The organism is Paenibacillus sp. MAHUQ-45, from assembly GCF_058133325.1.
The window spans coordinates 125,660-141,918 of record NZ_JBYUPV010000002.1 but is presented as its reverse complement, the minus strand read 5'-3'; the positions used below and the strand labels follow the sequence as shown (position 1 = coordinate 141,918).

13 protein-coding genes are annotated in these 16,259 nt (G+C 49.4%); 3 read left to right on the top strand and 10 right to left on the bottom strand.

Features of this window, described 5'->3' with window-relative positions:
* Positions 1–451: 451 nt before the first annotated feature.
* The 9 genes from AC3Y23_RS04345 to AC3Y23_RS04305 all read right to left on the bottom strand — a co-directional run bounded on the left by AC3Y23_RS04345 (position 452) and on the right by AC3Y23_RS04305 (position 11,828).
* Positions 452–718 (bottom strand): NAD/NADP transhydrogenase alpha subunit, encoded by a 267-nt coding sequence (locus AC3Y23_RS04345; protein WP_066363024.1) that lies wholly within the window; start codon positions 716–718, stop codon positions 452–454.
* 2 nt (positions 719–720) lie between these two features.
* Entirely contained in the window at positions 721–1,431 is a 711-nt protein-coding gene (gene nth / locus AC3Y23_RS04340; protein WP_379196047.1) for an endonuclease III, read from the bottom strand.
* 241 nt (positions 1,432–1,672) lie between these two features.
* A complete protein-coding gene (locus AC3Y23_RS04335) occupies positions 1,673–4,423 on the bottom strand; it encodes an S-layer homology domain-containing protein (RefSeq protein WP_379196045.1) in 2,751 nt (916 codons plus the stop codon).
* A 79-nt stretch (positions 4,424–4,502) separates the two neighbouring features.
* Complete coding sequence (locus tag AC3Y23_RS04330) at positions 4,503–5,192, bottom strand: GerMN domain-containing protein (protein WP_379196043.1); 690 nt, start codon at positions 5,190–5,192, stop codon at positions 4,503–4,505.
* A 104-nt stretch (positions 5,193–5,296) separates the two neighbouring features.
* On the bottom strand, positions 5,297–6,733 hold the full coding sequence (locus AC3Y23_RS04325) for an N-acetylmuramoyl-L-alanine amidase (RefSeq protein ID WP_379196041.1): 1,437 nt from the start codon (positions 6,731–6,733) through the stop codon (positions 5,297–5,299).
* Between the two features lie 164 nt (positions 6,734–6,897).
* Complete coding sequence (locus AC3Y23_RS04320; protein ID WP_379196039.1) at positions 6,898–8,454, bottom strand: N-acetylmuramoyl-L-alanine amidase; 1,557 nt, start codon at positions 8,452–8,454, stop codon at positions 6,898–6,900.
* Positions 8,455–8,658: 204 nt separating this feature from the next.
* Positions 8,659–9,261 carry a 3-isopropylmalate dehydratase small subunit gene (leuD, locus tag AC3Y23_RS04315; RefSeq protein WP_379196036.1) on the bottom strand — a complete coding sequence of 201 codons (603 nt, stop codon included), beginning with the start codon at positions 9,259–9,261 and terminating at the stop codon, positions 8,659–8,661.
* 29 nt (positions 9,262–9,290) lie between these two features.
* Entirely contained in the window at positions 9,291–10,715 is a 1,425-nt protein-coding gene (gene leuC, locus AC3Y23_RS04310) for a 3-isopropylmalate dehydratase large subunit (RefSeq protein ID WP_379196034.1), read from the bottom strand.
* 291 nt (positions 10,716–11,006) lie between these two features.
* Entirely contained in the window at positions 11,007–11,828 is an 822-nt protein-coding gene (locus AC3Y23_RS04305; RefSeq protein ID WP_379196032.1) for a GNAT family N-acetyltransferase, read from the bottom strand.
* Between the two features lie 247 nt (positions 11,829–12,075).
* On the opposite strand from AC3Y23_RS04305, the gene AC3Y23_RS04300 reads away from it, so the two are divergent.
* On the top strand, positions 12,076–12,993 hold the full coding sequence (locus AC3Y23_RS04300) for a LysR family transcriptional regulator (RefSeq protein ID WP_379196030.1): 918 nt from the start codon (positions 12,076–12,078) through the stop codon (positions 12,991–12,993).
* A gap of 201 nt (positions 12,994–13,194) precedes the next feature.
* Here AC3Y23_RS04300 and AC3Y23_RS04295 read toward each other — a convergent pair whose 3' ends face one another.
* Positions 13,195–13,392: a hypothetical protein gene (locus tag AC3Y23_RS04295; protein ID WP_379196028.1), complete on the bottom strand. Its 198-nt coding sequence runs from the start codon at positions 13,390–13,392 to the stop codon at positions 13,195–13,197.
* 446 nt (positions 13,393–13,838) lie between these two features.
* On the opposite strand from AC3Y23_RS04295, the gene proB reads away from it, so the two are divergent.
* Together proB and AC3Y23_RS04285 are read left to right on the top strand one after the other, a co-directional pair.
* Entirely contained in the window at positions 13,839–14,942 is a 1,104-nt protein-coding gene (gene proB / locus AC3Y23_RS04290; protein WP_379196026.1) for a glutamate 5-kinase, read from the top strand.
* Between the two features lie 42 nt (positions 14,943–14,984).
* A complete protein-coding gene (locus AC3Y23_RS04285; RefSeq protein WP_379196024.1) occupies positions 14,985–16,232 on the top strand; it encodes a glutamate-5-semialdehyde dehydrogenase in 1,248 nt (415 codons plus the stop codon).
* Positions 16,233–16,259 lie beyond the last annotated feature (27 nt).

Below are 16,259 nucleotides of genomic sequence, written 5' to 3'. Positions count from 1 at the left end.
TGCCGAAATAACATGATTTTTTCCCGTTATAGTTTGCAAGACCCGTTATAGTTTACAAGAATAGAATAATTCTATTTTATCACCGGTCTGCCACAAATCAAATGCACACTAATTACAAAATAACCTATAATCCCCTACGAAGAGACTAGGCCCGCCCTGAGCTTTAAACAACTTGAGTAATCCTTCTCCATTCCGAACCGCGTGAGCCTCCCGGCGCGCGGTGCGTGGCCCAAGGTGGTGGTCAAACCTCTTGCCGTTCGAAGTAATATTTTATAAATATAATCAGAGGGACTGCTGACGTTTCAGGTTGTCTCCCGGCTACCGCCATCTTAGATACCTACAAGAATAGGCCAACTAGAAGTTTATGGCTGACCTATGCATACGAAAAAGAGCCTGCCCGGGGGCAGACTCCTTCATTATTACGGATGAATCACAGATCATCCCGAATGTGTTATGCACTTTCCAATTCAGGCAGCAGAATTTCGAATACTTTACCATGTTGGAGAATAGTCAGGCCACGGGATTTGTCTCTCATGACAACTACCTCAGGCTTTTGCGACATACGCTCCAGGTAGTGTTCAGGCACTTCGCCGGAATGGCTGATCGTGATGCCTTCAACTTCCTGCTCTTCGTTCTCTTCAAGCGGGCTATCCACTACGCGGTCAAAAATATCCGAAAACACTTCAAAATTGTCAGTGTACACAGAAATGCACTTCATCTCTATCCCATCCTCTTCTTCATCTCTAACTCTTTGCTCTTTCGCATATGATCTTTATCTTTCCTGATCACAGACGATTTCATACGTTTCTTTCCCTCACGGCATACATCAAGAAGCGGACAAACCTGACATCCCGGGTTCTGGGCCTTACAGTGATATCTGCCGAAAAAAATGAGCCGGTGGTGCGTCAGCGTCCATTCATCCTTCGGCACCGCCTTCATCAGCTTCTTCTCCACTTCCAGCACAGAATCTTTCCAGCCTGCCAAGGCAAGCCGCTTCGCGACCCGCTCCACATGCGTATCTACAGCAATCGCAGGCACACCAAAAGCATTTGACACCACCACGTTAGCGGTCTTCCGACCAACACCTGGCAGCGTAACCAGTTGATCATGAGCCTGGGGAATTTCGCCCCCATATTGCTCAATCAGGATGGAGCAGAGGCTCTGTATATGCTTTGCTTTGTTGCGGTAGAGGCCGATGCGCCGGATATCCCCTTCCAGCTCCTCTATAGGCACGGAGATGTAGTCCAGGGGAGTCTTATACTTTTGGAACAGATCCACGGTTACTTTATTCACCGTAGCATCCGTACATTGGGCTGAGAGCAGCACCGCTATCGTTAATTCAAAAGCGTTGCTATGATTCAGCTCACAATGCGCATCAGGAAACAAGTCACCCATCGTATCCAGAATGTGGCGGACTTCTGCAACCTTCATAGCGTCCCTCCGCTTCACAAATTACGCTGGACATGCCAGCGCTTCCCATTTGATGTAAGGAAATATAAACAAAGTATGTATTATAGCGCAGTTCTCCATACATTTCAACAGATGAAAGAACAGTTCATGCATAACTATAAATAAGGACGACCATACCTTGCTATATTTCAAAAAAAACGTCTTGACGCAGGCACAGCCTTGCGTCAAGACGGTGTTTCTCACGGAAATCCACCACTCGCAATTATTGTTTCACAACTTCCACTGCGACATCGTTATTGAAATACATTATAATCTTATCATTTTCTTTGAGAGATTGCACGGATAATGTCGTGTCTCCTTGGTGAATATATGCATTTGGTGCCAGACGGAAACGATTGGAATTATCGTTCATATTCTCCCGCTTCACTATAATCTCGTTCGTCGCACTCTCATAGCGCGAGAAGATGCGGCTTGCCTGAGACAGGACACGGACGATTATGGAACCATTGGCATCTTTCCGGGCTTCAATCCGGTCAGCTGTAGTCAAGCTTCCAAGTGTTGTCGTTGTTGTGCCGTCTCTAGTAATTCTAATTCCACTGCTTGTATTGAAGGTCTGCACAGCACCCGTATAATCCTTCACGGTCAGCGTGCCTGCAGTAGCATCTACGCCGCTAACTGGGCCTGTAGTAAGCTTGACGGTCTGAATGGCAAGTGGAGTCGAACCTTCAAAGGACACGTTCACAAAATCTCCTGCCTTCATATCGGTCAGCTTCGCAGGCTGCCCAGCTTCGTTGGTCAAAGGCAACTGAGTAGTGTTGATCTCACTACTGCCTCCGTTGACTTTAATCGCAATCCGGTTAGTTCCCGAATTGACCATCGAAGTTTCGAGCTGCAGAACTGATTTTACTTTAAGAACAGAGATGATATCCTGATTCGTACCCAGCGCTGCTATTACTCCACTGCCAATTGGCACATCGGAAACCGTAGCGTTACTGTTGCCGAACTGCTCCACCGAAGTCGGATATGGAAGAGTAAGACTTTCCCCTGCATTTATCTTTATGACCATCGTTCTAGCCGTGGCATTAACGGCAGTCAGTGTGCCCTCGTATTTGGTTAGCAGCTCCAGCGAAAGGACTCGCATACCCAGCGCCTGCAAGTTTATCTTGCGACCCTCAGTCAATCTTGCTCCGACTGTCGTTAGATTTGGCGCAATTCCGTCAAACGCTAGCTTGGTTTTTTCATCTAACTGAATGACATGCGGCTTGCCACTCACATCCTTGATCGTCAGCAGCTGAGTTTTGGAATTATAATCTACAATGGTCGCGCCGTTGAACTGGTCGATCTGCCGACTCAAGACCTCAATCTTGGTGACCTGATCATCGCTTCCGAGTGTAAGCTGTATATTGTCTCCTCCAGTAGCATCTGCCACCAGATCATCGCTGGAAGGATTCGTGAGGCCTGGAATAACAATCGTCGGCTTAGCCGCCAAGAGCTTCACCTCTCGTCCTCCATCCTTTTTCTTATACACAACCGTAGTACCCGTAATCTCGTTCAGAATGCCTTGAACGGTGCGCTCAACACCTTCAGTAACCTCTACGGTACGGATTACATTCTCTTGAATCGTATATTTGACTGCAGAACCTGGCTTCAAATCAGCAGGCTGCAGAACGCTATTCTGAGAGCTGAACAACGAATTGCCATCTGCCCACTTGAAAGTCTCAGGAACACCGGCAGCATTCTTGAAAGTAATACTCTTGTCCGTAAGATTTACACTTTGGATTGTTCCTGTTGTTGTCTTATTGATCACACCAGAGGTGACCTGCACCTTTACTACTTTGTGAGAACCGCTATAAGTTTCCCGCGTCAATGTTACGACACTATCCGCTACTAGTGAAGACGGCTCAATTTTATTGCCGCTGGCATCCACGAAAGTTGTCGTATCATCGTAGTAGTACTCAGTAAAGCCTGTTGCCGATTTCAACCACAGCTTATTGCCTGGGGCTACCATGGCAAAATTGCCTGAGAGGCTTTCAATTTGCTGTGCCGGATCAGTTATCTCCACATAGGACGCATTATAAGTAGCTCCAATAACAGTTACCTTTGTGTACGGCTGAAGATCGCTCAGATTGATTCGATTCTCGGAAGTGCTAGTAAAATATGCGGTGCTAGCGTTCAGTCCATGCACAGACGTATTTCCGTTATCGTAGACAGATAGTCTATCATTCTTCAGCTCACTGATATACCCCTGCACAGTATTGTCATATACAAGCCCTGACTGTGCTTGTGCACGGCTGAAGAAAGTCGCCAGCTGTGCACGGGTTACAGCACCCTGTGGATCAAAACGGTTGCCATCCAGCCCGTTCGCCAGACCGAGACTAACCGCCAAGTTTATGTAACCGCGTTTGTTTGCGGACACCTTGGCATCATCGGCAAAACCCGTCGACGTGTTCCCTGCCGCTACCGCATCCGCACCCTTGCCGAGCGAACGGATCAGCAGTTCAGCGATCCACTCCCGGGAAGCTTTACGCTCACCCCACGTAGTTTTCCCATTATCTGCTGTCAGTTCAGTAGTCTTATCAAGCAAACCTTGCTGAAGTGCATATATCACGTAGGACTTGTAGTAGTTAGATACCTCAAAACCTGTTGGAAGAACGGTTTGTGTATTAGGGTCTACATTGCCCGCCTGCTTCATGAAACGCAGCGCCATCAATACAGCTTCCTGCTGGGTTACGGGATCGCCGGGACGGAACAAGCCGTTGTTACCGACAATAATCCCCTGTGCCGCTAATTTATAAATATGCTTTTCGGCCCAAAAGCCTGCTTTTACATCGCTAAATGCACTAGGGGCAGAGACATTGCTCTGATTCGCTGGCGGGTTGGCTGTAGTGCTTGCAGTATTATCTGCAAAAGCCGCGCCTGTTCCACCCAGAACCATAACCCCCGCCAGAACGGCCGAAACCGCTTTGGCAGAATACGCCTTCATCGGACGTTTCAATCTTTTTTGTCTGGACAATAGGTTGTTCTCCTCTCAATAACCCATGATTGTTGTGTGTACCTAGTACTTCGCCAGTCAGTAGCAGAACTCCTTCGTATTACAAGCTGTTCTCTCTGGTCATAGGATGTTCCAGATCGACGTGGCCCATCAGACTTTCAACCTTTTGGCCGTCCACCAGCATTTCGATGCTCTTCACTTCGTCAAATTGGAAATAGGTTTTGGCAAGGGCAGTCATCGCCATGGATTCTCCACCAGCACCCAGTTGTGCATCTTGCGGTTTATGGATATCCATAAGGATCTGTCCATCTTCGAATTTGAGCGATTTCAGCTCAATTTTGCCCCACAGCGGGATTTGCTCTTGATTATCGCTACTTTGCAGTGCTTTGAAAGCATCGCTATACTTCTCCACTGGATCGGCAAAATGGATTGTGGCCTTCGCAGCTACAAGATCCATGAGCTGTGGATCGGTATAGTAGACGTCAATACTCTGGCTTTTCTTCTCAACAGCAGCCGGTTTTTCTGTAGCAGTCGGAGCTGTCGGAGCAGGCGTACTGTTGACAGTATTATTTTCCGGCTTCTCCGTTGCTTCAGGCGATGTACTCGCTTCTGCTTGTTCTTCGCCTACGGCAGTATTATTATTGCTGCCGTTCTCACCAGCACCGTTCACAACAGCAGGCTCCAAATCGTTTCCATTAGCTGGAGCAGCCGTCGGTTTATCACCGCATCCGGCAATGACTAGTAAAAGCAAAGCAGCAATTCCTGCGTAACCTAATTTCTTGTTCATCATTTCTAATACCCCCTTAGATGAATACGAGCAGACCTGTACCGCATAGTTTTCGGGCCGAAAAACAGGCGGGAAATACTGTGCGGCGCTGGTCTGCCGTTAAGCTGTTATTTTAATCCGAGATATTCATTAATTCCGCTGACAATACCAGCAGCAACTTTGCTCTGGAAAGCATCGTTGAACAAAAGGGCTTCATCGTTCTTGTTGCTCAGGTAGCCAACCTCCAGCAGCACCGCTGGCATCTTTGTTTCCCGTATAACATGGAAATTTCCATAGCGTACACCTCGGTCGCTGAGGCCAGTGGCCTGTACAAGGTATTTATGCATCACGCTTGCCAACGCTTTGCTGGCATCACGCTGGTAATAGGTTTCACTCCCGCTGGCTGAGGAGGACGCACCGCTGTTAGCATGAACGGAGATAAAAAGATCCGCTTTTAGATTGTTCGCCAGGGCTGCACGATCTTTCAGTTCGAGAAACGTATCGTCGCTTCGTGTGAGCACTACGTCAACCTTATTCTCCTTCTTCAACAGATCAGCAGCCTTCAATACGACAGCCAGATTAAAGTTCTTCTCATACTTTCCGGTTACACCCACCGCACCGGAATCCTTGGCGCCATGCCCTGCATCCAGAACTACCAGCTTTCTTCCGTTGTTCACTGGTGGGGTGCCAGGATCAGTTGTAGTTGACGCATTGAGATCAATGACCACTAACTTCGAAGTATCACCGGTAACATTCACGCTGTAATTCTTCGAACGGGTCAAATCAATGACAAAGCGGACAACATAAGGATTCGTATTATAGAGCGAATAGCGAACCCCCGACACATCGGGATAATCAGTAACTGCAAGACTACCGTTCATGTTGGAATCAAGAGCTTGTCCGGTACCAAAAACATTCGAGAAGGTAGCATTCGGCAGATCCACAACAATACGGTCCGGGCCGGTTACCACAGATACCTTCGGCTCGACATTGCCATCAACAGCAATGGTCAAGCGGTTCTCACTAAAGCTCAAACCATTTACCTGGGCCAGATTGGAGCCAGGGTTCACAGGAGGCTGCCCATCTCCTGGATTGCTTGGGTTCTCCGGCTGAGAACCATTGTCTTCCGGAGCATTTGGTGTAGTCAATGTTACAATCTTCTGCGAATTGTCCCAATCAACCAGCAGACCAAACTGTTCACTGATGAAACGGATCGGGACTAATGTCGTATTACTGCGCAGTAACGGAGCAGTGACCAGGGTAACGGTCTTATTGTCGACAGAAGCCGTTTTCTGATTGACCACGAGCTTAATCGTCTTGAATGAATCAGAGATGGTTACCGTCTGACTCTTCTGCTCCCAGTCCACCTTGTAGCCAAGATTCTCTGCAATCATTCTTAGCGGGACCATAACCGTGCTGTTCACATTTTCAACAGGAGCTCCTTGTTCCGCCGTAATCTCCTTGCCATCCAGAATAATCTTGCTGCCCGAGGCAGCGGCATGTCCATTTTCCGGCAAGATCAGTACAAAAAGTAACAGCAACAGCATAAAACCAAATTTCTTCATTCTCCACCTCTAAGAATCTAGTATTCCGCCTGAGAAAGACGTTCTTGTTGACCTGACGACCAGCAACCTTCGACATCTATTAGACGCCGCCTCTCTACAAAAGTTGCGAATATATTCCATAGGGGAACTGAGATTTGCAGAACCCCCACGGCCTCAGCCCTAATCTATAGTCCAAGATATTCCTTAATCCCCGCTGCAATCTCTCTCGCAAGGTTGCTCTGAAGATCGTCTGTATACAGCGCAGCTTCATTGTCGATATTGGTCAGATAACCAGCTTCCAGCAGCACGGCGGGCATGCGTGTCTCCCTGGTTACATGAAGGCTCTTATAGCGGACTCCATTGTCCTTAAATCCCGTTCCGGCTAACAGATGCTTATGCATAATTTGTGCAAAAGGCAGGCTCTCGCTTCGACTGTAATAAGTCTCACTACCGTTGATTTTGTTCCAGTTCGGAAAAGTTGTCTCCAGAGAATTGGCATGCACCGAGAGAAAAAGAGTCGCGCCAGCCGCCTCAGCAATCACTACCCGATCTTGCAGCTCCAGATGGATATCTTCAGTCCGGGTGTATACCACTGTCATCCGTCCGTCCTGTTCCAGTAATTCTCCCGCTTTACGGACCACGGCCAAATTAAAGTCCTTTTCCAATCGCCCCGTGATACTGACCGCTCCCGGCTTAGAACCACCATGCCCCGCATCCAAGACAACTATCGGTTTGCCAGTATTCCCAGGTGTCCATCCGTTCCAGGAATTACCTTGCGTGTTGAGATCGATGGTAACCAGACCGGTGGCCTCATCCGAACTTAGTTGGTAAGGCTGATTGACCGTTGTCTGAATGACAAACCTTACTATAGAAGGACTGGTGCTGAACAAAGCGTACCTGATCTCGGATACGAGCGGGTATCCCGACACATCCAGCTTGCCTTGTGGAGTGCCGTTACCGGCCAATCCCTGCTGCAAGCTGCCTGCAAATTCCGGTGCAAAAGCAGCGCCAGGTAAATCTATAATAATCCGGGCCGGATTATTCATTACCATTACGCTTGGTTTGACGCTCCCATCAACAGCAACAACCAGCTTATTCTCACTGAATACAGCACCTTTGACCTGTGACGCACCTGCAAGAGAACCCTCGCTGCCCGGAACAGATGAGGGCGCTGCTGAAGGTGTCGGAACGACTGTGCCCGGAATACTTCCATCCAAATTTCCCGGCGTGGCTGAGGGTAACGGAGCAGCAGGTGATGGTACTGGTGTGGGTACTGCAGCTTGTGGAGTCGGCGCTCCTCCAGTTAAATAAACGATTTTGTCACGGTTGTCCCAGCCCACCTTTAGCCCAAACTGCTCGCTGACAAAGCGGATAGGCACCAGCACCGTGCCCCCAGTTTGTTTGGGTGCAGCATTCAGATCCAGATGTACCCCGTCAGCATTAGCCGATTTGCTGCCGACAATAAGTTCAACACTTTTGAAATTTTGTTTTATGGTCACTTTGTGAGATTTTTGCTCCCACAACACTTCAAACCCCAAATTCTCTACCACAACTCGTATTGGGATCATCACACTTCCGTTCACGTTCTCAATAGCGATCCCCTTGGGTAGTGTAAGTTCTTTATTGTCCAGCACGATTTTACCTTTTGCCTTTCCTGCCGCGGCAGCATCATGGACGGAAAATGACAGAAATATCAGCGGTAGTAAAAGTAGCGAAAATAGCAAGCGAGTGGTTCTCCCCATCCTTTTCTCTCCTTTGATATTTAGATTCACGAACTTCCATAACTATCAGACGACAGAAACCTTCCAAAAGTTGCCTCTACAGGCAACGAATATATCGATTATAACAAAAAAACTTCTATTTCCGATGTCGGAAATAGAAGTTTTTGCTAAAATAGAATATTTTAATATAAACCAACATGACTCATAGAGTCGTCGTACAAGGTATTAACCAAACAGCTTAGCAGCATGGCGATCTTCGTAGGCGGAAATTTCATCCGCATGCTGAAGAGTAAGACCGATATCGTCCAAGCCTTGCAGCAGGAACTGACGACGGTGCTCGTCAAGGTCAAAAGCAATGTTTAAGCCATGATCATCGCTCAGAACCTTATTCTCCAGATCTACGTGCAATTCGTAGCCATCATGCTGAGCCGTGCGTTGGAACAGATCTTCCACTTGCTCTTCCGACAGCTTGATCGGCAGAATACCGTTCTTGAAGCAGTTATTATAGAAAATATCTGCATAAGACGGAGCAATTACCGTCTTGAAGCCGTAGTCCATAATCGCCCACGGTGCATGCTCCCGGGAGGAGCCGCAACCAAAGTTAGCGCGAGAGATCAGGACAGACGCACCTTTATAGCGCGGCTTATTCATCTCAAATGTCGGGTTGTCGTTTCCTGCTTCGTCAAAACGCCATTCGTAGAATAGAAATTGTCCAAATCCGGTCCGTTCAATCCGTTTCAAAAATTGCTTTGGAATAATAGCATCCGTATCTACATTGACCCGGTCCACCGGGGCAACGATTCCTGTTAATTTTTTAAAAGCTTCCATATTAGTTCCCTCCCGCTTAGATCTGATTCTTATGAGCCTATGGCTTCCGTCTTATAGTTCCAGTCACGAATGTCTGTAAAACGACCTTTGATCGCAGCAGCAGCAGCCATTGCAGGAGATACAAGATGCGTACGTCCTCCACGGCCTTGGCGACCTTCAAAGTTACGGTTGGAGGTAGATGCGCAGCGTTGTCCTGGCTGCAGAACATCCGGGTTCATCGCAAGGCACATACTGCAGCCTGCTTCACGCCATTCAAAGCCCGCTTCCGTAAATACTTTATCCAGACCTTCTTTTTCCGCCTGCATTTTAACGCGTCCGGAACCAGGAACGACGATAGCCGTTACTTGATCAGATACTTTGTGGCCCTTGGCAACCTGTGCAGCAGCACGCAGGTCCTCAATCCGGCCATTGGTGCAGGAGCCGATAAAGACATAATCGATGCCAATTTCAGAGATTGGTGTACCTGGTACGAGATCCATATATTCAAGCGCTTTTTCAGCAGCTTTGCGTTCATTTTCAGTTGTAAAATCAGCCGGATTCGGCACAGTTGCTGTAATGTCGGTACCCATACCTGGGCTTGTGCCCCAGGTTACCTGTGGAATCAGGGTCTCAACATCAAATTCAACAATGGTGTCATACTCTGCAGCTTCGTCACTTACGAGCTCTTTCCAAGTCTCAACTGCAGCGTCATAAGCAGCACCTTGCGGTACGTACTGGCGATCACGCAGGTAATCGAATGTAGTCTGGTCAGGAGCGATCAGACCGGCTCTCGCGCCACCTTCGATCGACATGTTGCAGACAGTCATGCGCTCTTCCATCGACAGCTCACGAATTGCTTCGCCTGTGTACTCGATAACATAACCTGTAGCAAAGTCAGTACCATATTTAGCGATAACGCCGAGGATCATATCTTTAGCAGTTACGCCAGGATTGCGCTTGCCTGTGAAGCGAACTTCCATCGTCTTGGCTTTGGCTTGCTGCAAACACTGGGTGGCCATTACGTGCTCTACTTCACTGGTTCCGATACCGAACGCCAGTGCGCCAAATGCGCCGTGTGTGGAAGTATGGCTGTCGCCACAAACAATTGTTTTACCAGGATGAGTCAGACCGATTTCTGGCCCCATAACGTGTACGACACCTTGGTCGATGTCATTAAGGTCGAACAGTCTTACTCCGAAATCACGACAGTTCTGGGAGAGCGTGTCGATTTGTTGTTTGGAGATCGGGTCCTTGATATTAAAACGGTCTTTAGTAGGTACGTTGTGGTCCATTGTCGCGAACGTAAGCTCTGGACGACGAACCTTACGGCCAGCCAGGCGCAGGCCCTCGAAGGCTTGTGGAGAAGTCACTTCGTGAACCAAATGAAGGTCAATATACAGAATGCTAGGTTTGCCTTCTTCCTGATGAATAACGTGATTGTCCCAAATTTTCTCAAACATTGTCTTCTTGCTCATGAATTTCACCTCATCGTTTAATCGTTCATTGGAAGAGAGTGTGGAGTCTCTCTTGAATGAACTAAATATAACATCGCGCTATTTATTATTCCAAGATATAAAAACTATAGGATTCATAGGCGTGGACTATAAGTAATAGCAAGCAAGAAATACTATACTAGGTGCCCAGATATTCTATCGCAAGGAGCTGAGCTGAATCTGCCAATACAGCCGGGCCCCTGTGCAAGGGGCCTTCAACTTACTTGCTGTGTACAAGCACGAAGAATCTAGAGAGTGATCTGTGGGTCGATTCTACAGAGGTAGATGCATCTCAATCTGCTCAACCTCTAACTTACCAAAGCCCAATGCTTGAAAATAACCTCCTAAAGCCGCGCTGCCTGTCAGACAGACATTCAGCTTCTCCGTGTGCTGCCGGGCGGCCGCTTCTGCGATCATGAACAACCCAAGCCTCTGTCTACGGCGCAGTGGGTCCACCCAAAGAAGGTTGATCTGTCCTTGCTTGCTCATAGCAATCAGAGCGATCTGCCTGTGGTCTTCGTCCAGTGCAGCCAGCAATGCTGAGTCTGTGCTTGTAGCATAGAACGGGGGATCACACTGCCAGTTGATGTGACAGTCCGTGAGGCTCTCCCGAAATGCCTGTAATGTGCCGAATGAAATAGCTTCCACAGTACACGCTGGCGCAATGGATAATGGAGGCAAGGCTGAGGCTTCTCCCGTATAATACTCAAGCGTATCAACGGCCTGATATCCCTGTTTTTCATAGAAACGAATAGCCCGACTGTTCACCTTGAGCACTTCAAGAAACAGCTGTTCACAGCCTTCAGCGATGGCCGCGCTGCTATGCAACTGGAATAGCTTGTCACTGATCCCCCGGCCCCGATAATCCGGTGCTATACAGAACCCACCGCAACGCATCGTCTTTAACCCATCAAATTGTCGAATACCACCTAGGATCAGCCCCACAGGATCTTCCCCATCCAGTGCAATGAAGGAGTGTTCTAAAGTATTGCCTTCTGGACCAAAGAAACGCTCTGTGAACACCTGCTGGTCCAGGGTTAATGGAAGGTAATAGTCCGAGAATCCCAGCAAAAAAGCCGCATGTATAACCTTCATATCGACTTGTGCACATACTGTATAAGTAACTATATCAATTCACCTCCTTATTTTGGTAAAAATCAATTGATTCTGCACACAGTCTAGCAGTAGGCTGATCACTTGTAAATCTGCAATTACCCGCGCCAGCTCCCCCTCTACCTTGAATAGAAGCTGCTCTAATCACAGCCTATATTAAGCCAATGATTAATAGGTTATACTTATAAGGAGTATTATTCTAATCCAATAATTCAGGGAGTTTTTTGATATGGAATTCAGACAATTGCAGTATGCACTGCAGATCGCTGCCGAAAGAAATTTCTCGCGCGCAGCAGACAAGCTGCATATCGCCCAGCCGTCTCTGAGTCAGCAGCTATCCAAGCTGGAAAAAGAGCTAGGAGTCCTGCTCTTCCAGCGGAATACCAGCTCCGTTGAGCTGACCCATGCAGGCGCAAAATTTGTGGAGCAAGCCCAGATCATTATCGATGCTGTGGAGCTGCTGCGCCAGGAAATGTCCGATATCTCGGAGCTTCGTTCCGGCCGCGTCGTCGTCGGCAGTATGCCGATCACAGGCGCGCATTTGCTTCCACATGTACTTCCGGTCTTCAAGCAAAGCTATCCGGAGATTGAAATTGCGCTGCTCGAGGACTCCTCCATGAACCTGGAGAAGCTAACTGCTGGCGGACAAACCGACCTTAGCCTGCTATCCCTCCCTTTAGAGGTTCCCGCATTGGCTTATGAAGTTCTGGGAGAGGAACGGATTGATCTGGCGGTTCCCGCCGATCACCCGCTTGCAGCCCGCAGCAGAGATGGAATCCGCACTTCGCTGGAGGAGCTGAAGGATGAGCCTTTTATTGTACTGAAGGAAGGCCAGGGCTTCCGCAAGCTGACAATTGAGCTATGCCAGGAGGCGGGGTTTGAGCCGAAGATTGTTTTTGAGAGCAACAATATGGAGACTGTACAGTCACTCGTGGCTACAGGTATGGGGGTTACGCTTGTGCCTCATTTCATCGCCCGGGCACCGCGCAGCGAATTTGTGCCTGTCTACTTACCGCTGGCTGAGCCTGTACCGAGCCGAACACTGGTCTTCGCATACCGCCGCGGTCGTTATCTATCCAAGGCCGCTGAGGCTTTTATGAAGACGTTCCGCACAACCGTGGCTGGGTTGACGGATGAGGAAGCTTAGCAACAAAATGTAGTTATCAAACAGACGGCTGCCTCTTCTGTGAAGGATCGCCCCGTCGTTTATTATCAATATATTCCACATGAGAAAAGCCGCCGGACATCTTGCAAGATTGTCCAGCGGCTTTTTAGCTCTCCATTTTCTTAGTGTAAGGTATCTCTGACTTTTCCTTCCACTAATCTTCTGTCAGAAGAACATATAGCTTTATTTACGCATATTACGTTTAGTAATCAAGCGGTTCTGATCATCCGAGACCCGCGCAGTGCTTTCGTCCACCGATCCTCTCGTTCCGGGATCCCCTGTCTTGTCCTCGATGAACTCGCGCAATACGTTGTTCTGAAACTCAGCGGATTCATTTAATTGTTGGATCTGTTCCTGTTGGACCTTGTTGTCTTTACTCAAGTTACAGCCACCTCCTGGTAACAGATTATAAGTATTTTACCCGTTCCTCCCAAGGATAATCATCTTTTTCAAGACACTTTAGTCGCCTAAAATAAATAGCTTGCCTCCCCTTTGCAAACCACCCTTTGCCATGTTATTCTATAGGACAAATACTGAAACGTGCTGACGGGACCAGTAAGAACGAGTCCACCCGCGCCCAGAGAGTAAATTCCGGAAGGCTGAGAGAATTTACCGCGGTTTCGTTCTGAAGCCTACCCCCGAGCGGCCTGCGTGCGCAGGACGGACCCTCCCGTTATGAGAATGAAGTCGGATGAACCCTCATCAATGAAGGTGGTACCGCGGAAGTGAATTCAAGCTTTCGTCCTTTGCTAAGTCTAAGGATGGGGGCTTTTTGCATTTACCCAGAATTCAGAAGATCCTTATCAACCTTGAGGAAGTGACAAAAAGTGACGACAAGAATAGTGGTCAAAATCGGCAGCAGCTCGCTGACCGGACCGGAGGGCGGCCTAAACCATGCCGCCATCGCCTACTTCGCAGCCGAGATTGCCAGGCTGCGTGAAAGGGGAGCGGAGGTGCTGCTGGTCACCTCCGGAGCTGTAGCCGCCGGGTTCCGCAGTATCGGCTACCCGGTGCGGCCGCGGCTGCTGCATGAGAAGCAAGCCGCGGCCGCAGTAGGCCAGGCGCTGCTTATGCAGGCCTATCAAGAGGCTTTCGCCAAGCATGGCATCATCGCAGCGCAAATCCTGCTCACCCGGACTGACTTTTGCAGCCGCCGGGCCATGAACAATGCCGGAATGACCGTTGAAGAGCTGCTCCGTCAGGGAGCCGTGCCAGTATTCAACGAGAATGACACGGTCTCTGTCGATGAATTGAAGTTCGGAGACAATGACACGCTGTCGGCACTGGTCGCCAATCTGCTCAAGGCTTCCCATCTACTGGTGCTTACGGATATGGACGGCCTGTATAGTGGTGATCCGCGCAAAATGCCGGATGCCGTGAAGTATCATCAAGTAGATGAGATCACGCCCGAGATTTACGCGATCGCAGGCGGTGCTGGCTCCAGTGTCGGTACCGGCGGCATGCGCTCCAAGATCGATGCCGCCAAGATTGCTACGCGTGGCGGCGTCCCGGTCTTCATCGGCAGAGCAGCCGAGCCCGGCGATCTCCAGCTTGCAGCCGATGGAACCGGCAAAGGCACTTACTTTGCCACCACCCTCTCTTCACTGCCGGTCAAGAAGCAATGGCTGGGCTTCATGTCCACCCCTCTCGGCACTTTGCATATTGATGTCGGTGCTGTCGAGGCTCTGCTGAACGGCGGGCACAGCCTGCTCCCGATTGGGGTCAAACAGACCGACGGTAGCTTTCATGCCGGAGATGTTGTAGAGGTGCTAGGACCAGACGCCCAGCTGCTAGGGCGCGGCATTGTCAATTATGACGATAGCCAGCTTCGCAGTATTCAAGGCCTGCCCAGCCGCGAAATTGTGCCGAAGCTTGGGGAGGTTCACCGGATGGAGGTCATCCACCGTGACGAATGGATTACACTGAGATAAGAGGGTCTTATTCATACTATTTATATTCAGGGGGGAAATATGATGAGTGAAGTTGTAAGCAAAGCAACCTTGGCCAAGGAAACCGTGGGAGCGTTAGTTAAATTGACCACCGACCAGAAAAATGAAGCCTTGTTGGTGATGGCTACGGCACTTCAGCATGAAGCTGCGGCGATTATCGCCGCCAATGCAGAGGATTTGGAGCGCGGACGCCAGAATGGCACACCAGAGTCGATGCTGGATCGACTGGCACTGGATGAGGACCGGATTGCGGGGATCGCAGAAGGACTACGGCAGATTGCCATACTGCCCGACCCTGTAGGTGATACCCTGGAAACCTTTGAACGTCCGAATGGCCTGTCCGTTGAGAAGATCCGGGTGCCACTTGGCGTTATCGGCATCATCTATGAAGCCCGTCCCAACGTCACAGTGGATGCAGCAGGCCTTTGTTTGAAGACCGGCAACGCAGTTGTGCTGCGCGGTGGCTCTTCCGCCCTCTCCTCCAACCGGAAGATTGTGGAGGTATTACACAAAGCCCTGGCCACTACAGCCCTCCCGCCAAATGCTCTGCAACTGATCGAAGACCCTAGCCGTGCTTCTGTCGATGAAATGCTGAAGCTGAACGGCCTACTGGATGTCATCATCCCGCGCGGCGGCAGCTCTTTAATTCAGAACGTGGTAATGAATGCTACTGTTCCTGTCATTGAGACCGGTGCCGGGATCTGCCATACGTATCTGGATGCCGACGCCGATCCGGAAATGGCGCTCCACATCAGCCTTAACGCCAAGGCTCAGCGCCCTTCTGTCTGCAATTCTATGGAGACACTAATCGTGCATCGTGATTACGCCCGCAATCACCTGCCTTCACTTGCGGAAGCCTTCCGTGAAGCCAAGGTAGAACTACGCGGCTGTCCAGAGACGGTAGCTCTTGTCCCTTGGGCACTTCCGGCGACAGAGCAAGACTATGCGACAGAATATAACGACTATATTCTGAACATCAAAATCGTTGGGGATTTGGATGAAGCAATGGGGCATATTGAACGATACGGAACTAAACATTCGGAGTGTATTGTGTCCGAGACTACCGACCATGTAGCCCGTTTCCTGCAAGAAGTCGATGCGGCTGCGGTATACCATAATGCATCCACCCGTTTCACCGATGGCTTCGAATTCGGATTCGGCGCTGAGATCGGCATCAGCACTCAGAAGCTGCACGCCCGTGGTCCTATGGGACTACCAGCACTTACATCCACAAAATATAAAGTATATGGCAACGGTCAGATCCGGGGCTAATTCCATTATTCAAAGGGGCGTTAACCT